The sequence below is a fragment of the Agrobacterium sp. RC10-4-1 genome (assembly GCF_014138475.1).
Classification (GTDB): Bacteria; Pseudomonadota; Alphaproteobacteria; order Rhizobiales; family Rhizobiaceae; genus Agrobacterium; species Agrobacterium pusense.
The window spans coordinates 35,689-53,252 of the sequence record NZ_JACJIT010000010.1 but is presented as its reverse complement, the minus strand read 5'-3'; the positions used below and the strand labels follow the sequence as shown (position 1 = coordinate 53,252).

Annotated in this window: 11 protein-coding genes; 5 read left to right on the top strand and 6 right to left on the bottom strand. The window is 56.3% G+C overall.

Features of this window, described 5'->3' with window-relative positions:
* Nucleotides 1-3 precede the first annotated feature (3 nt).
* The 5 genes from FHW77_RS23595 to FHW77_RS23575 all read right to left on the bottom strand — a co-directional run bounded on the left by FHW77_RS23595 (nucleotide 4) and on the right by FHW77_RS23575 (nucleotide 5,910).
* Complete coding sequence (locus FHW77_RS23595; RefSeq protein ID WP_182590787.1) at nucleotides 4-1,281, bottom strand: hypothetical protein; 1,278 nt, start codon at nucleotides 1,279-1,281, stop codon at nucleotides 4-6.
* Nucleotides 1,278-1,844, bottom strand: coding sequence for a YdcF family protein (locus tag FHW77_RS23590; protein WP_236773617.1), 567 nt, complete (start codon nucleotides 1,842-1,844; stop codon nucleotides 1,278-1,280). Before FHW77_RS23590 ends, FHW77_RS23595 begins: the two co-directional genes overlap by 4 nt.
* A 142-nt stretch (nucleotides 1,845-1,986) precedes the next feature.
* Nucleotides 1,987-3,132, bottom strand: coding sequence for an MraY family glycosyltransferase (locus FHW77_RS23585; RefSeq protein ID WP_182590786.1), 1,146 nt, complete (start codon nucleotides 3,130-3,132; stop codon nucleotides 1,987-1,989).
* Nucleotides 3,133-3,386: 254 nt separating this feature from the next.
* Nucleotides 3,387-4,646 carry a glycoside hydrolase family 140 protein gene (locus FHW77_RS23580; RefSeq protein ID WP_286086127.1) on the bottom strand — a complete coding sequence of 420 codons (1,260 nt, stop codon included), beginning with the start codon at nucleotides 4,644-4,646 and terminating at the stop codon, nucleotides 3,387-3,389.
* 64 nt (nucleotides 4,647-4,710) lie between these two features.
* Nucleotides 4,711-5,910, bottom strand: coding sequence for a glycosyltransferase family 4 protein (locus tag FHW77_RS23575; RefSeq protein WP_182590785.1), 1,200 nt, complete (start codon nucleotides 5,908-5,910; stop codon nucleotides 4,711-4,713).
* Nucleotides 5,911-6,180: 270 nt separating this feature from the next.
* On the opposite strand from FHW77_RS23575, the gene FHW77_RS23570 reads away from it, so the two are divergent.
* The 3 genes from FHW77_RS23570 (at nucleotide 6,181) to FHW77_RS23560 (ending at nucleotide 10,103) form a co-directional block, all read left to right on the top strand.
* Entirely contained in the window at nucleotides 6,181-7,413 is a 1,233-nt protein-coding gene (locus FHW77_RS23570) for a polysaccharide pyruvyl transferase family protein (RefSeq protein ID WP_182590784.1), read from the top strand.
* A gap of 222 nt (nucleotides 7,414-7,635) precedes the next feature.
* On the top strand, nucleotides 7,636-9,147 hold the full coding sequence (locus FHW77_RS23565) for an oligosaccharide flippase family protein (RefSeq protein WP_112391054.1): 1,512 nt from the start codon (nucleotides 7,636-7,638) through the stop codon (nucleotides 9,145-9,147).
* Nucleotides 9,144-10,103, top strand: coding sequence for a glycosyltransferase family A protein (locus FHW77_RS23560; protein WP_142187258.1), 960 nt, complete (start codon nucleotides 9,144-9,146; stop codon nucleotides 10,101-10,103). The genes FHW77_RS23565 and FHW77_RS23560 overlap by 4 nt, the downstream gene beginning before the upstream one ends.
* 33 nt (nucleotides 10,104-10,136) lie before the next feature.
* On the opposite strand, the gene FHW77_RS23555 is transcribed toward FHW77_RS23560, so the two are convergent.
* Entirely contained in the window at nucleotides 10,137-14,420 is a 4,284-nt protein-coding gene (locus FHW77_RS23555) for a CheR family methyltransferase (protein WP_182590863.1), read from the bottom strand.
* 793 nt (nucleotides 14,421-15,213) lie between these two features.
* On the opposite strand from FHW77_RS23555, the gene FHW77_RS23550 reads away from it, so the two are divergent.
* Nucleotides 15,214-15,942 carry a LuxR C-terminal-related transcriptional regulator gene (locus FHW77_RS23550; protein ID WP_003517620.1) on the top strand — a complete coding sequence of 243 codons (729 nt, stop codon included), beginning with the start codon at nucleotides 15,214-15,216 and terminating at the stop codon, nucleotides 15,940-15,942.
* Nucleotides 15,943-16,158: 216 nt separating this feature from the next.
* Nucleotides 16,159-17,562, top strand: coding sequence for a glutamate-1-semialdehyde 2,1-aminomutase (locus FHW77_RS23545; protein ID WP_142187260.1), 1,404 nt, complete (start codon nucleotides 16,159-16,161; stop codon nucleotides 17,560-17,562).
* Nucleotides 17,563-17,564: the final 2 nt, after the last annotated feature.

Here is a 17,564-nt window from a genome sequence, read left to right as displayed (position 1 = left end):
GGCCTATCCTCCGGCTTGAGACGTCAACGATGATATCTCGCACCGACGCTGCTGCACGCGCGCGGGTATGACGGCAAATGCCAGCGCCGGTGCTGCAAACATCAGCATATGCACCCAGACCATGAGAACCCAGTCGGTCTGATGAGAGATGGCGTGCATGGACGGTATGATCGATAATAGATAGGTGAATTGTGCAGCGAACTCGCCCGTGTTTGCGGTCACCCAGACCCGGCGCACTAGATAGGCGAGCAGGAAAAATTTTAACGCTCCCAGATACCAGAAGGATCCAAACGCATCCGCCATGCCGGTCTCCGTCGTGCCGAGAACAGGATTGTAGTCGCGCGATTGAACCGGCACCGGCAGCATGAAGGATTGCTTGATCTCTACGCCCACGAGTTGCGCGGGCACGAAGTTGAACACCAGCCTGTTCCAGTGGAACTTGCCGTAATCAAATTGCAGGGTGTTTGCGGTGTTGTCGATCCGCATAATAGCGTTGCGCATCTCGTCGCCGCCATCCCGGAACACTTTCTCAAGATTGCCGACGAAATCTATCTTCTTGATGTCATCCCAGACCGGCGCGCCGTTGGCCTTGGTGATGGCGCGGTAGTCGCCCATGCTGTTCATCGACAGTGTGCCGAGAAAAAGCGCAATGATCACGAAGACGCGCGGGATCGCCCATCCCTTGTAAAACCACCATGCCAGCGCGAATGTCATGATGAGTTCCACCGCTTCGGCTCGCTTTCCGGTTATCACGATGCGATCCAGGTAAAAGACGAGATCGAACGCAAGTACGGCCAGCGCCAGACAGGAAAATCGCCGTGCAAGGCAAAGCACCGCAATGGCCAGACCATAGCTCAACAACCGCGAAAAGAAGATGTACATGACCGGAACTCCGGTCATCTGCACCGCAATGGTCAACTCTCCCGGCAAACGGCTAAGCTTGAAATAGAAGTAGGCGCCGGCGACCGAGAGAACGGCTGCGACGATCAGCAGACGTGTTTCATCGAAATCGATCCGGAAGAATGCAAAGGGTTTTGCCGTTCTGCTCCATCCCCACCAGCACATGAAAAGGCACAGCATCATGAACAGCGCGGCTCTGGTGAACGCGCCTTCCGGCAGGAATCGTTCCGACGCCAGTCCGGGAACCTGCGGCAAGATGAAACTGAACGTGATGACGCCCGTCAGAAACGGGAATTCGTAAATTCGCTCCCGACGCATCATTCCCCAGAAGAGGAGCAGGACGACACCAGCGAAGAGGCAAAAGACCAGAAGCGTGTTCATGATGAAGCAAGCCCCGCCTGAACCGGCGGCATATCCCGCACGAAACTGCTTCTGAGGTCGTAGAGGAGCGCTTTGGCGTACTCCTTGAACACCTGCACCCCGTCGCCGTTGATGGCAAGCCGCCACAGTGGCACGGTTCGTTGCGCAGGAAGGGAAATCCACTCGATTTGAGGCATCACAAACCGGAAGCGCTTTACTGCGCGTCGTGAATGAAACCAGCTCGTGACCAGAATGGCACTTTTTGCCCCCATTCCAGTCAGTATAGGCTGTGCGAATGTCGCGTTTTCCCAGGTGCTGAGCGAAAGACATTCCGTTGAGACGACTGCGGAATCCACCCCCAGCCGCACCAGCATGTCGCGGATGAAGTCGCAATCCCCATAGCCAGTCACCAGAACGAGCGGCGCCCTTCCCTCGTGCCATAGTTTTGCGGCCTGGGCAGCTCGAGGAGGACCGTCCCCGCCCAGAACTACGATGACGTCGGCTTGCGCAGGCGGGTCCTCCACTACAAGGAGCGACCCCGCTGAGACGAGGGCAAGTCCGTAGAGCCCGATTGCAGTCAGCATCATCAAGCCCAGTAAAATTGCGTTCCGTTTCAATGGCGGAGCGTTTCGGATGTTCTGGGAAATGCGCGAACGCGAAAGCCGTCCTTTTGAAACCGGTGTCGAGGGAATTCGCGGTCCGGGCCACGGCGCTTTCATGAGGCGATTACTCTTCATTCGCCGATTGAATGGCTCTTGGCTCCGGCGCGGCGCTTGCGGCGACCGGTAGACGCGCCACCTCGCGGTAGAGATCGAAATTACCCCTGTGAAGCCAGGTTTTCGAGAGGTAGCCCGTCGCGGTAAGGACGAACGCGGTGTGAAGGGCAATCGGCACGAGAAGGCCGGCGGCCATCATCTCCGCCGGAACACCGGCTTTTATTCCGGCAAAACCGATGCCGCCGCAAATGAAGGAAATGACGACCAGCGTGTTCGTTGCCGCCGCCGGCGCGAAACCATAGTCCAGCAGCAGATGATGAAAGTGCCAGCGATCGGCCGACATTGGACTGCGACCGTGCATGATACGACGGACAATCAGGCTGAGCGTATCGGTGATCGGCAGGATCACGATCCAGAGCAATGCCGGAAAGGATACCGCAGCGCTTGTGGTCGCCAGCAGGACGATTACATAGGCAATCGTCGCACCCAGTGCGGTACTGCCCGCATCGCCGAGGAATATGCTCGCCCGTGCGCGCCATGGACCGCGCATGTTGAAGACCAGAAAAGCGCAGAGGCATACGCAGAGTGCCTGAAGCGGCGCGATAATGTCGCCGACACCTGCGAAGATCGCCACGATCATCAGCCAGATCAACGCGACACCCGCAGTGCCACCTGCAAGCCCGTCGACGCCATCAAGCATGTTCCACGAATTCACCAGCCCGGTCACGAAGAGAACTCCGATGACGAAAAATAGCGGCAGGAACAGCTCGGAATGCTGCGTGAACAGCACGCCGATGGAGAGAGAGCCGATATCGGCGCCGCCTACGAGAGCGATCGCCATGGCTAGTTGCATGAGAAGGCGTCCTGCTGCGGGTAGCGGCCGGCGATCATCGACAACGCCCATTAGTAGAATGACCGCCAGCCTGAGCCAGAAGTTCATGCCGAGAGCCTCGCTCCACCCACCGACGAATGCGGAAACAGCGAAAGCGGCAAAGATCGCGATGCCACCGCAAAGCGGAACGGCTCCCGTGTGGCGTTTGCGGATTGAATCGGGGCGATCCACAAGCTGAAACACAATGGTCAGGCGCCTGAGAACGACGATGAGGGATACGCACAGAACGAAAGTGGCAATGGTGTTGAAGAGTATCCCCGACATGTCTGATCCCCACACTGAAGCTTGGCGGCGCATTTGCAACGATACTCGCCTCCAGACGATCCTAAAAAACACCGGCCCTGAGGGGTATGCGGGCAAAAGGCGTGTGAAATCCACCAAAGGGAGAGGGTGTCGAAATTAACGGCTACCCTCCCCACCCCCGAACCGGATCGAATATCGAAAGAGCTAGGTTTGAGACCTTGACGGCGAGCGACCACAAATGAACGACTCGGCAGCGTGCGGCATCTTGCAAGTGATCATTCCTGTGTGGAGAGAACGGCGATCCAGTCCTGAAAGCCGAAAGCATTCGCCGATGCCGGCACCGTCACGTTACGAAGGCCGCTGCGGCCAAGACGCTCGATCGGTTCGATGTAAATTCCATTCGAGGGATCATACCAGCGAAGGGTTTTCTCGCCTGCCGCCAAACTGTCGAGATCGATCGCAACGGAAGGAGTGTCGAGACAGATCACGGCGAAAAACCCTTCCCTGTCGCGCGCCGCGAATGCGCCCGCATCGCTTTTCAGCAAGCTTCCCTGATCGGGTACGAGCTTCCACCATGCCAGTTGTCTGAAAAGCGAGGCCAGATGGGTGATGCTTTGAGCACCACGGCTGTTCAGCGAACCTTGCCAGCTGTCCTTCGCTTCATAAAGCCCGGCGGCGGAAAAATGCCAGACCGGATTATTGCCGAAGAGCTGACCGCTCGCGCCTGAAAGCAGCGCACCATAGGCAATAAGACGAACCTGACGCTCCTTCACATCGTTCTCGCCTTCATATGCGCCTTCGATGAGGAAAAAAGGGCGTCTTGGTCCCGATCGGTAACGATCCAGCACCGCCGCCGCGACATTGCTGTAAGTATAAACTGAATCGATATCGAGCCAGGAAGCGTCCCGCCAAAAATCGCTCGTCTCGGTATCGGGATTGCCATGCACGGTCTGCAATGCCGAAGGATCAGTTTCAGCGATCCCCATTGCAACAGCCATGACCAGATTGCGATCTGGCGGATCGTAATCCCCGCCCTGCACCCAGATGATGTTGGGGTACTTCGCAAAACGCTGCCCGAGATAGCGTCCATAAGCCCGCAGCTTTTCTGGCCCGGCCGCGACCATTTCCTGATACCATCCTTCGGGGCCACCGCGTGCGCCGTTATAGGCCGGACAGAGAAGCACCAGCAGGTTGCGACTTGCGGCTGCCTTTATGACGGCTTCTGCCCTGTCGAAATAGGCCTCGTTCGGTTGCTCGAAGACATCGCCTGCGAAAGGTTTCTCGTCGTAGAAGTTCGCTGGCGCCTTGCGGGAGAACTGATGCTCGATCAACGATACAAGCACGGTGTTGAAGCCCTGCCGCTTTCGGGTTTCCAGGTAAAATTCCGCATCGGGAATAGAGGTGTCGCCAATGAGCGACCACGCACTGTCGCCGACAATCAGGAACGGCAGACCCTTGCTGTCTTCAAGATAACGCCCGTCCTGCGACGTCTGCAGCGGAAAAACGGTATCCTGTGCGTTGCCGGTCGAAAACATGCATAGCCAAAAAAAGAAGACGCCGCACAGATGTCCAAGTCGCCGCTGATCGCCGAACATCGCTTCAGAGCCGTTCACGAACGACGCGAAGCCAGTTTTTCAAGGGCAACGGCAGATAGGTTCGAAGGCCCGGCCTCAAACCGGCGGGAATAGACCATTCCTCCATCCTGAGCACCGTTGACAGGCCAGGACGATCGTTCAGTGTCATGGTAATGACTTCGTTATAGCGTGCGGCCATCCGTTCGATGCTGAAGCGGTTCAGGACCATTTCCTTTCCCGCAATCGACATCCGCTCGAGAAGGTCGCGATCGGCATGCAAGCGCGCGATCGCATTGGCCGCTGCCGTATAATTGCCGATCGGGAACAGAAAGCCGTTTCGGCCCGGCTCGACAATCGTGTCCGTCACGCCACGGATATGAGACACGACCGGGACGCAGCCGCCGGCCATTGCCTCGATCATCGTCATGCCAAGCCCCTCGAAGCGGGACGGCATGATGAGAACATCGTGACTGGCCATGATGACCGGTATGTCTGAAAGCTGAACGGATCCTGCGTAACTGACGCGATCGCCATGGCCGTCAAGCCTTCGCCTGAGCTTGCCCATATCCGGCCCATCTCCGACGATCGTCAGGCGTACCGCCTCGGACGACGCATCCAGTATCTCCCGCAGCCACATCACGCCTTTCGATGCATCTTCAATGCGGCCGACGAAGAGAACCTTGAGTTCCGGCCCCCGGTTGATGCGCCGAACCGCCTGGCTCCGGAACGCATCGCTGTCCACCGCGTTCGGGATTGCGTAGGTGCGATCCTTCGAAAAGCCGTTGCGCGCGACCAGATCGGCGCGGCACCGCTCCGATACGCCGATCGTAACATGGGCATAGTCCCGGATCGAGCGCGCGGCAGCGTATGTTCCAGGTGAGATATTATGAACGACGAGAATACGCAGGATACCTTCTGGCAGATAGCGCGCGATATTTGTCTGCAACTGATCGCCAAGAACATTGACGATCACACCGTCGAACCCGCCGTCTTCGATGGCGGCCGCCGTTCGTGCTGCACATTCGCGGTCGCTGAGATTGACGGGCATCCGCAGCAGTTGCCCGAATGCCTTTTCACCCTGCAGATCGAAAGGCAGCCCGTATGTTTCCTTGCACACGCCGAGCCATCGCACGTCTATGCCATAGGCGGCGAGACCTTTGCGAAGATGTTTGAAGACGGAATAGGTGCCGCCGATATGGGGAAGAACAAAATAGGCAAGCTTCATGGGACACTCTCGCTCTAGCATCCACAACCATGCCGCAACGGATCGACGGCGGATGGTTCGAGTGGCTGCTAAGGCGACATACTAAAAAGCCACGGGATGACAGTCAGTTGCATCTTAGGCTTAGCTGTATCTTCCTTTGAGAGGTTTGCGTCAGTCAGACTATTCGTTTGGCGTAAGACGCAACCCGAATGTCGGTGTGGGGTCGTACTGCTCCAGCGGATATCAATGCCATATCGAGCGTGTCGGCGCCGGGCTGCGATTGGAAAATAAATGAGGATCACTCTCCTTGGACAATTTGGCTCTGGCAATTCGGGCAATGACGGATCGCTGGAAGCCATGCTCCTTTATCTGCGCAGGATGAGGCCCGATGCCGATCTGTTGTGTATCTGTGCAAGTCCGACAGTCGTAAGTGCGAAGTTCAATATTCGTGCGATGGGTGTTGGGGGGCCTCCCCTGACGAATGCATGGATGAGGCAACTGGACAAGCTACTCGGCAAGGTGCCTTCACGGCTCATGCTATTGGTCAGTTCCCTCTTTAGTTTCGACAAGGCTGATCTGATGATCATACCGGGAACCGGCATCCTCGATGATTTTCAGGAAAAGTGGTTCGGCTGGCCCTTTGTCGTGTTTTGCTGGTGTCTCGTTGCACGCCTTCGCAACACACGGATCGCCTTAGTCAGCATCGGCGCCGGCCCGATGAAAAGCCGTCTCAGCCGCTGGTTCCTGCGCTCTGCCGCACAGATGGCCTCCTATCGATCCTACCGGGACGATTTCTCGCTCAACTACATGAAAACGATCGGTGTCGACGTGTCGCGAGACCACCGTTACCCCGATATCGCCTTTGATCTTCCTATTCCTGTGCCCCACCGGCAGAGCCCCGCCGACGGCGTAATGAGAATAGGTGTCGGCGTCATGGACTATCGCGGCTGGCGTCACAACGACCCCGAGGCCGCCAGGATTTACAAGACCTACATCCACAAGCTCTCACGGCTCGTGAGCTGGTTGATCGGTGAAGGCCATCGCGTCACCCTTTTGATGGGAGACATTACGGACAGGGTCGCCTGCGCGGATCTGATGTTTCTGCTGACGGACATGCTCTCCGAGGACGAGTTGGCGCAGATCGACATCAGCTCGGCCGCAACGCTGCGCGATATCATGCAGCAGATGGCAGCAATCGACCTTGCGGTGGTGTCGAGATATCATGGAGTTGTCTGTTCCCTGAAACTCGGAAATCCGACAATATCAATAGGTTATGCCAGAAAGTTCGATGATCTGATGAACGATTTCGACCAAGAGAAATTTGCCCGACACATCGACACGTTCGAAGTCGAGGAAGTTATCGAGCTGGTGAAGGAGATACTCGCTGGAGCCGGGGCGGTAAGACAGCGGATCGACCACGCCAATGATCGCTTCAAGCGCCAGCTTTCCGAGCAAGAGGCGCTACTCGGCCGGGAATTTCTCTCAACTGATGCCGTCGCAACGCCGCAGAGCGTTACGCCTTAGCAAAGGTGTCCCGCAGCCTAATGCTTTCGACGTAATACCGAGGCTCTTCACCACTCGACGGGAGTAGTCCGCACAATGTCGCACGCCCTTCAACGGACATTCTCCAAACGGCCTACACCTACGGATCCGGCTGCCATCCCAACGGTCAGATTTCCAAGATCCAAGTCCCCACTCTAGATTTGACGCTACCGTCGATTATCGGCAACGCTGTCGGAGCCCTCGATGCACAAAGTCCGCCGCGCCTTTTTCATGGCCATGCTGGAACAGCACCTCGGAATTGCGATCAATCTCGCTCTGATCGCGATCGTATCGAGACTATTGTCGCCGGCGGAAGTTGGCTTTGCCGTCATCGGCTACGGGGTGACATCGGTGATATTCGCCTTTCGCGAATTCGTTTCTTCCGATTTTCTCATTCAGCTCGATGTCGTTGAACGCGATGACATCAACACGTCGCTTACACTCTTGCTCCTCGTCAGCGGCATTCTCGGGATCGTTCTCTATCTATGCGGACCCTATCTGGCGATTTTCTACCACCAGCCCGGTCTCCAGCATTATCTTATCCTGGCAATTGCCGCCGTCATGGCCGAAAGCCTGGGCATGCCGGCATTTTCCATGCTGCGTCGCCGGCTGGCATTCGGCACCATCGCACGCGTCCGAACCATCGGCCTCGTGGCTATGGCTACCGTGACGATCTTCGCTGCCAGCAATGGATGGGGCTTCGTCAGCTTCGCGCTCGGCCTGCTCGTCGGCAACAGCGTTGCCAGCGCCCTTGCAGCCTATGCCGATCCGGCCCAGCGTACAGCACGCCTTTCGCTCAAGTCGTGGCGCCGTATGGCCGAATTCGGCCGTTACAGGGGCGCTGCAACCATCGTTGACAAATTATACGAGTCCCTGCCGCAACTGGTGCTCGGCTTTGCCATGACACCGACAGCGGTCGCGATCTACAATCGCGCCAATACCGTTTGCTCCATTCCCGATCGCATTTTCCTCTCGGCAATCTTTTCCTTCGCCTTCCCGGCGCTCGCCGCCGAAGTTCGCGAAGGTGGAGACGTCCGCAGGTCCTACCTGCGCGCCCTCAGTTACATCACCGTGCTGTATTGGCCGTCGCTGATCATGGTGGCCATTCTCGCCGATCCCATCGTGCGCCTTGCACTTGGAGACCAGTGGCTCGCCGCCGTACCGATCACCCGGATTCTCGCGCTTGCGTCGATCTTCTGGTTTCCCATGGTTTTGACAACGCCGCTGCTGATCGCTCTCAACGCCAACCGGGAGGCTTTTCTGGGCAATTTCGTCTGCCGCAGCGTCTCGGCAATTGTGCTCTGCTCTGCCAGCTTCTTTGGCCTCACCGCGGTAGCGCTGAGCCAGTTCGTCACGCTGCCCTTCCAGATGCTCGTCGCATTCTATCTCGTCAGACGCCATGCGCACTTTAAGTTACCCGAACTGTTCGCAGCCATCGGGCCGAGTGCCGCCGTGACCCTTGCCGCGATTGTGGGGCCGCTTGCCATATCTGCCTGGATGGGATTCCGCTTCGATTACTCCCTCGCCATGGCTGGCGGCGCCGTCATCCTTTCGGTGACAGGCTGGGCCGTTTGCCTGTTTCTTCTGCGTCATCCACTCGTCAGCGAAATACGTTCGACGCTCGATGCTTTTGCCGGGAGTCTGCGCAGGGTCGGAAAACCTCCTGCACCGGCTTCCATTCCCGACACCGTCGTTGCCGCAGCGGTGGAACCATGAGCAGCATCGATATCGTCATCCCCAACTACAATTACGGTCGCTTTCTGGAGGGATGCGTAGAAAGCGTCCTTGGCCAAAACATCCCGGACATGCGTATCCTCATCATCGACAATGCCTCCACAGACGACAGTGTCGCGATCGTCCGGTCTCTCGCGGCAGCAAATCCCCGCATCGAAACGAGCCTGCGCGCAAGGAACCTCGGCGGTCACGCGTCTTTCAACGAAGGCATCGATTGGGCTCGGGCGGACTATTTTGCCATCATCTGCGCCGACGATGTCCTGTCGCCTGGAGCACTCGCGCGCGCAATGGAGGCGCTCGACAATAGCCCCGGCGCGCACATGGCGTTCGGCCGCACCACCTTCTTCCGTGACGATGCCGAAATAGCATCGGTCCTTCGCAGTGAACCCGATGGCATGCACCTTCATCGCGGCATGGACTTTATCGCCAAAATTTGCGCGACGGGGCGCAGCCCGGTGCTGGGCCCACTCGCCGTTACCAGGACGCACATTCAACAACATGCCGGTCATTATCGGCCAGCACTGCGCCATACCGACGATGTCGAGATGTGGATGCGGCTCGCGGTGCTTGGCGACATCGTCGAACTTGATGCCGTGCAGAATTTCACCCGTATCCACGGTGCGAACCAATCCGCCATCCTTGATAACGTGCTTGCCTGGAATACCGAAATCGAAGCCGCGCTCGAAAGCTTCTTTGGCAATGAAGGGGCTTTGCTTGCCGATGCCCAAACACTGCTAAGGCGCGGTCGCGCGAGCCTGAGCGACCGCGCCTATTGGTGCGCGCTTTCCAATCTGGTCCGGCGCCGGCCCGGCGCGGGTGCCCTTCTCGCACAGGCTTTCCGCCTGAGACCCGCTTCAGCGTTTCTGCCACCGGTGAGTTATCTTGTGCGCCGACCTGATGCATTGTATCGCATTCGCGCAGCGATCGCCCGCCGATAGCGATAGACCGGCCAAATTTTCGATGATGACGGCCTATTCTTCGGCATTCAGGACAAGCCGCAACAGCGCCGGCAACGACGCGGATTTCGTTCGGCGCATGATTGATGCGCGATGGTTCTCGACAGTGCGCTGACTAAGCTTCAAATCAGCTGCAATAACCTTGTTGGCCTGCCCCTGAACAATCCGGTCAAGGATCTGGCGTTGCTTGCGAGTAAGCGTTGCCAGCGTGGCACGAGCCGTTTCACGCCGCTCTTCGCGCTCGTTTGCATCACGCGATCGCTCGAGGGCCGATTGCACGCTCCGATATATTTCCTGGTAAGAAAACGGCTTCTCGATGAAATCGGCCGCTCCATATCGCATCGCATTGATTGCCATACGGACATCGCTACGACCCGTGATCACAATCACCGGAAACCGATGATGTTTTTCTTTCAGCAAACGCAGCAACTCCATGCCGACCATGCCCGGCAGATACGCATCGACAAGCAGACAACCTGATCTGTCCGGCTGGTAATCTGCAAGATACTCTTCTGCCGATACATAGGTTGCAACCGTCCAGCCTTCTCCTTCGAAAAGAGCGCGCAAATTGTCCCTGATGTCCTGCTGGTCGTCGATGACTTCGATGAGCCGACCCGTCATCGGCCTCATGTATTCGGGTTCGCTTATGTGCACTACCCTCTCGTCGGTTTGGCGAACAACCAGGGTCTCGACGACCTGCACGACGTCCTTGAGTTTCGCCGGCTTGTGCAGATACGGAATTTCGTGCTGTGCAAAAGCCCTCAGGGCCTTGCTTGAAATATCGCCTGTGAGAATGAGCGCCGGAACATTTCGGCGGAGTGCTTGCCGGATATCTCCTATTGCAGCTATGCCATTCCCCCCGGTAGGGAGATTGTAGTCTGCGAGAATGACGTCGGGCGTGAACTGCAATCCTCGAACAATCGCGAGCGCCTCGGCAGCCGTAGAGGTCGCAGCCACCACATATCCAGTCTGCTCAAGTCCCATCTTGAGCAAATCACGCATGCCGTTTTCGTCTTCGACGATCAGAACCGACGCCCACGACAGGGTAGCCGCTTGGTTCGAATGGTCATCCACTGGCGCAGGAAGTGGTACAAGCGGCTCACCGGCCGGTGCGTGATCGATCTCGATCATGAATGCCGAACCTTTATGCAGTCGTGACTGCACCACTACCCTTAGTTCGAGAAGCTCGCTGAGCCGCTTGACGATCGACAATCCCAGCCCCAAACCACGGTCTTCCGTTCCAGCAGGCGCATCGAGCTGGAGGTATTCCTGAAAAACATCCTCGATATGGTTTTCGGGAATGCCGATGCCAGTGTCCCACACTTCGAAACGAACCTTCGTACCGCGCCGGCGACAACCGACCAGAATTTTGCCGCTCGTCGTATATTTCAGCGCATTGGACAGAAGGTTGCGGACGATCTGCTCGAACAGACGCGGATCGGTGCGAACGGCGAGGCTGGACGGCACGACATGGAGTTGCAGCCCGGCGGCCTGAGCGGGATAGTAAAATTCCTTGAAGAGCCTTCCCAAAAGATCGCCTATTGCAAAGCTCACGATCTGAGGTTCCACCATACCCGCTTCGATCTGGTTGATGTCGAGAACGGAGTTGAGTATTCCCAACATCGACGACAGCGTCTCCTCCATCCTCTGAACGAAGGTGCGCGCCTGGCCTTCGCCCACGCTCTTTTCCAAAAGCCCCTGCAACAGCTTCAAGGTTTGCAGCGGCTGACGCAGATCGTGGCTTGCCGCAGACAGGAACTGCGACTTTGCCTCAGTCGCCCGCTCGGCGGATTTCTTTGCAGCTTCCCTGCTTTCCGCAACCTGCTTCTGGGCGCTCATATCGATGAATGTGATAACGACCCCGTCGACGGTCTCGCTCTCGCCGCGATAGGGTTTGATGCGGCGGACATACCAGCGGCCGTCAGGTCCTCCTATCTCCCTGTCGATTGTATTGCCGTCCTGGAGGGTCGCCATCGCATCGACTTGAAGCGAAATGTCCCCATCAAAGCCGCTGAGGTCCGAGAGGGGCCGGCCGACATCGGACGATATAATCTTGAATACTGACCGGGTGGCTGGTGTGAAAAACCGAATACGAAGACTGGCATCCAGAAAGAGCGTCGGGACATCGGTGCTGTACAAGACGTTTTGCAGATCGTTGGAAACTGCACGCTGACGCTCCAGTGCTTCGTGCAATTGATTGTTGAGGGCTGTCAGCTCTTCATTGAGGGATTGAAGCTCCTCTTTCGAAGTAACGAGTTCCTCATTCGTCGACTGATACTCTTCATTCAGAGACAGTGCTTCGGCGGTGATCTGCTTCTGTTCTTCGCTGGCAATTTCCAGATTGCGTATGGCGCCCTGCAATTCCGCCCGTGTCTCCTCCAGTTCGAATTCCAACTCGGTAATGGGCGACGCATCTGTCGTCGATGATTTCTGCGATCGGACAACCCTGTTGGCTTGCGCAGCATCTTCCACGAAACATATGAGGAACAGCTCTTCACCCTGACTGAACAGCGGTTCTACGTGAATGCTGAACTCGATATGCGCGCCGTTGCTGTCGAGTTTTGCATTCTTGGCTACGAAAGGCTTCTGATCGCGGGTCGCACGGTGGATCGCAGACCTGATCTTATTATGGAGCGCCTTCGGTGTCATGGCGAACAGATCATGCGATGCCGGACCTGAAGCGATCCGCAGGAACCTTGCTGTCGGGCCTATGGAGTAAAGATATTCATACTTTCTATTGACGAGGATCGCGGCGGGCACGTAGCTACCCAGCAGAACCTGGGCAACCGCGTCGGCAAGCGCACTGTGCCTCAACGCTGAAGTCACCTTTCCTAGCGAAGAGGGAATTCTGACATTTCCACCCGGAGCCACGCCGAAATTAAGATCACCGAAAACCGGCGGCCCGATACGCCGATATACCCGTTCGGTTTCCGAAATCAGCTTGAAACGGTCATCCATTCCGCCAACGGTTTCGGATTTTCCGACCAGTAAAATGCCGTTCTCCCGCAGGGCGAACCTGAAAAGCGACAAAACCTTGGCTTGGGCGTCCGCTTCGAGGTAAATCAACAAGTTGCGGCATGAAATCAGATCGATCCGTGAGAACGGTGGGTCGCTCAGGACATTCTGCACGGTGAATACAACCGCCCCACGCAGTTGCGCCGTCACGGTGTATCCGTTGTCATCCCTTACGAAATATTTTTCCAGCAAGTCCGTCGGCAGCGATTTGGTCGCCTGATGTGAATAATGTCCGTCTCTGGCAATTGATACCGCCTCGCCATCGGCGTCCGAGGCAAACATCTGAAACTGGAGACGAAGGCCCATAGACTGAATGAGCTCGAGGAAGAGAATAGCCAGAGAATATGCTTCTTCCCCCGTGCTGCATCCAGCGACCCAGACCCGCACTGCTCCGTGAGCCGCTTTTGCGTGGAGAATATCCGGAATAATGGTATCGCGTAAAAAGTCGAACACCTTCCCGTCGCGGAAGAAGCTGGTGACGTTGATCAGGAGATCCCTGACGAGATTTTGGCGCTCTTCTTCGCTGTTTTCGAGCATCTCAAGATATCGGTCAATCTCCTCGATCTCGATACCGAGAACCGCAATGCGTTTTTCGACACGGCGCTGCATCGTTCCATGTTTATAGGCCGAAAAATCATTCGCTGTGGAAACTCTCAATATCTCGATGATCCGGTCCAGCTGGGGCATTTGGCGCACCATCGAGTGATCGGCTCGAAGCCGCGACAACAGCGCAATGTGTTTGGCAATGGCAGCAGGCATCTCAGCAACCGGCAAAACGGTAGCGCCAATCCCTAGCGAAATAACACTTTCGGGCATGCCGTCGAACTGTGCCTCTTGAGGCTCCTGTACCAGAACGAGCCCCTTGAAGTCCCTGATCTGCTGGACACCGGATGAGCCGTCGGATCCCGTGCCGGACAGGACGACCGCTATCGACCATGGTCCGTACTCCTTGACCATCGAACCCAGGAGAACATCAAACGGCAGAGGTGCCTCATGCATTTCCCGCCGCGGCGACAGATATATGCGTCCTCCATCAACCGACATCAAGAATTTTGGTGGAATGACGTAGACGTGCTCGGGCTCTATCAATGCAAGATTGACAGCCTCGGTCACGACCATATTCGTTTCGTTCGCCAGAAGTTCTGCGAGCATGCTTTCATGCGACCGGTCAAGATGCTGAACGAGAAGAAACGCACAGCCGGTTTTTTCAGGCAACGCCTTGAGCAGGGATCTGAACGCATTCAGTCCACCCGATGAAGCTCCGACGCCGACAATCGGGAACATCCTAACGGGACTTGCTTCCTGTGACCCGGACATCGGACCGGTGTCTACCTCGAAAGTATAGGGAACCTTGTTACTATCCGCGCCGCGTTCCGTCATATTCACTCTCGTTAAAATTGACGCGCATTCCAAACAGAAATCGACCCTTACGAAGCGTCAGGGGTGGAGGGTCAACGAAGTCTTGAAAACGGCCAACACGGCCTTGAGATCATTCGTCAGTGATAAATATTCACCACGCCCCGTTATATACGGGGTACAGTGTGTTGAATTGTCTTGAGGCGCAATTTGAAAATGCGATTAACACGCATAGGTTGCCGACATCAAAAACAAGAGCAACAAAGGTTGATGATAAATCAATCCAGCAAATATTATAATTCATCCAATATAATTAGACGCGGCCCGCGAAGAATGAAGTTGGTGTGATCGAAATTCCATTTCACCGGTTCTCGTGCACCTGCTGGCATTTTTACGTCATGCCAGATTGAACACCGTCTCGAAATCTCAATCAAAAGTGAGTAATTTCCGAGCCTTTTCCAGTTGAGATACTCCATTGTAGGATGCCGGAGTAGAAATTCGGGTAGTGCCACGTCTATTGCTTTCTGGCCGACATTAAATTCCGAAAAATCCAGACCGCAATTCAGATCATCTCTTCCGAAGTTCCAGATTGATGACGACGTTCCGGGTTGAATTACCTCCGACGTCCGTTGTGCAGGCTCGTAGAAAGAAACTCTTCGGTTGCGTCTCTGCCAAGCCAGGCAGGTTCGCAAAGCAATCTTTAGCGCGGATAGGACATAACATGCTGACATCAGTTCCTAACAACGGACATAGCCAATTCTCATCAAATTTCCATGTGGTTGCGCATTCGAAACCTATGGAAACTTCGGTCAGAAAGCTGGCGATCATCGACGACCGCGCGCTCGACCGTGAGTGTCTGGCTCAGAGCCTGATCGCATACGGCCTTGATATGGAAGTCGAGTTGTTTTCATCACTCGACGACTGGAGACATGCTCCAAACGGCCAGCATAGCGGCATCCTGGTCAATGTCGGTCGCAGCGATTTTTGCGATGACGTTTCCCTTCACGAGTTGCGGGAATTCATCGCCGATTTCCCTTATCTGCCAGTCGTCATTCTTGCGGAAAACCGCGATCTGCGTCAGGTCATGAGGGCGTTCGACGCGGGAGTTCGCGGGTACATCTCCTCGTCGATAGGGTTGGCGGTGTGCGTGGGCGCCATCTCACTTGCATTGGCGGGCGGCGCTTTCGTATCAGCTGAAAATCTGAGCGATCTCAGACAGTTGCTCGTGGTTGCGGAAGACAAGGAACGTCAGCGCACGGCCATGTTCACCCAACGTGAAGTCGATGTCATCAACGCCTTGACGCAAGGCAAGCCAAACAAGATCATCGCCTATGAGCTCAATCTTCGTGAAAGCACCGTAAAGGTACATATTCGCAATATCATGAAGAAAGTCGACGCCAAAAACAGAACGGAAGTGATCTTCAAAATATCCGATCTCTTCAAAAACTAAAATCAACTGTCGTGCAGTGGACCTATTGCAGAACCATAATTGCCTGCGGGTGTCGGGCCCCGCATGATGCGGACGCATCGGAGCGATTATGACGGGAAGGCTGTACATCTCCTCTAAGCCTTTAGGCTAGCATTCCCAACATAAAGACGGCGTAACGGCCACCGAGCCGGATACGGTAATCTCTGGTCATTGGACATATGGACCCGGGATTTCGCCATGCAAACTTTCGTCGAAAATTTCGAAAACTCGGATCGACTGCGCCTGCGCTCCCGCAACATCATACCGGGCGGCGCACATACCTATGCAAAGGGTGACGACCAGTACCCTGTCCTGTCTCCCGGCTTCATTGAAAGGGGATATGGCTGTCATGTCTGGGATGTCGATGGAAATGAATATATCGAGTACGGTATGGGCAATAGGGCTGTCGGCCTTGGCCATGCCTATGCCGACGTCGTAGAGGCTGCGCGTGCGGAACTATACCGCGGCTGCAATTTCACGCGCCCCTCAAAGATCGAGGTGGAATGCGCCTCGACCTTCCTTGATACGATCCAGACGGCCGAAATGGTCAAATTCTGCAAGAACGGTTCCGATGCGACATCCGCTGCGATACGACTTGCGCGGGCTGTTACCGGCCGCGACCTGATCGCGCGCTGCAGCGACCACCCCTTTTTCTCCACCGACGACTGGTTCATCGGAACAACGGAGATGAATGCGGGCATTCCTCAGGCGATCCAGAATCTGGTCCTTGGCTTCAGCTATAATGATCTGGCCAGTGCGCGCAGTCTGTTTGACCGTTTTCCAGGCCGCATAGCCGCCTTCATCCTGGAGCCGTCGCGCGGTGATCCGCCTCGGGACCAGTTTCTTCACAAACTCCAGAATCTTTGCCACGAAAACGGCGCGCTTTTCATTCTCGACGAAATGATCACCGGCTTCCGCTGGGATGCGGGTGGCGCGCAGAAGACATACGATATCGTCCCCGATCTATCCTGTTTCGGCAAGGCGCTGGGGAATGGCTTTTCGATTTCCGCACTTGCCGGCAAGCGTGAGTTCATGGAACGAGGCGGTATCGATCAAACCGATGCCCCCCGCGTCTTCCTGCTTTCGACGACGCATGGCGCGGAAACGCATGCGATGGCGGCGGCCATCGCAACCATGAAGGTTTACACGCAGGAACCCGTGGTCCCACATCTGGTCCGACAGGGAAATTCGCTGCGCGCCGCCATCAGCCAGATCGCAATTGCGCACGGGCTCGATTCCTACTTCGGCATCCAGGGCCATTCTGCCTGCCTCAGCTACTTCACGCTGGACCAGACCGGAAAGCCGTCTCAGGCTTTTCGCTCGCTGTTTCTGCAGGAAACCATCCGTCGCGGCCTTCTCGCACCGTCTCTCGTTGTAAGCTACACGCATGAGGACGAGGATATAGCCAAAACGCTTGACGCCATCGATGGAGCGCTCGTCGTCTACCGTAAAGCGCTGGAATACGGCGTCGACAAACTCCTGACAGGACGCCCATCCGATGTCGTCTTCCGGCGTTTCAACGGCAACGCGCAGCATCAGGCCAGCCATGGGTTGGTCATGGCCGACATGCCCGAATTATCGGAAAGCATCCGAAAGCCTTAACC

Excerpts from the sequence above, each read along its gene's own strand:
- FHW77_RS23595 (WP_182590787.1), bottom strand. The coding sequence starts at position 1,281 with ATGAACACGCTTCTGGTCTTTTGCCTCTTCGCTGGTGTCGTCCTGCTC.
- FHW77_RS23590 (WP_236773617.1), bottom strand. The coding sequence starts at position 1,844 with ATGCTGACTGCAATCGGGCTCTACGGACTTGCCCTCGTCTCAGCGGGG.
- FHW77_RS23585 (WP_182590786.1), bottom strand. The coding sequence starts at position 3,132 with ATGTCGGGGATACTCTTCAACACCATTGCCACTTTCGTTCTGTGCGTA.
- FHW77_RS23580 (WP_286086127.1), bottom strand. The coding sequence starts at position 4,646 with ATGTTTTCGACCGGCAACGCACAGGATACCGTTTTTCCGCTGCAGACG.
- FHW77_RS23575 (WP_182590785.1), bottom strand. The coding sequence starts at position 5,910 with ATGAAGCTTGCCTATTTTGTTCTTCCCCATATCGGCGGCACCTATTCC.
- FHW77_RS23570 (WP_182590784.1), top strand. The coding sequence starts at position 6,181 with ATGAGGATCACTCTCCTTGGACAATTTGGCTCTGGCAATTCGGGCAAT.
- FHW77_RS23565 (WP_112391054.1), top strand. The coding sequence starts at position 7,636 with ATGCACAAAGTCCGCCGCGCCTTTTTCATGGCCATGCTGGAACAGCAC.
- FHW77_RS23560 (WP_142187258.1), top strand. The coding sequence starts at position 9,144 with ATGAGCAGCATCGATATCGTCATCCCCAACTACAATTACGGTCGCTTT.
- FHW77_RS23555 (WP_182590863.1), bottom strand. The coding sequence starts at position 14,420 with ATGTTCCCGATTGTCGGCGTCGGAGCTTCATCGGGTGGACTGAATGCG.
- FHW77_RS23550 (WP_003517620.1), top strand. The coding sequence starts at position 15,214 with ATGCTGACATCAGTTCCTAACAACGGACATAGCCAATTCTCATCAAAT.
- FHW77_RS23545 (WP_142187260.1), top strand. The coding sequence starts at position 16,159 with ATGCAAACTTTCGTCGAAAATTTCGAAAACTCGGATCGACTGCGCCTG.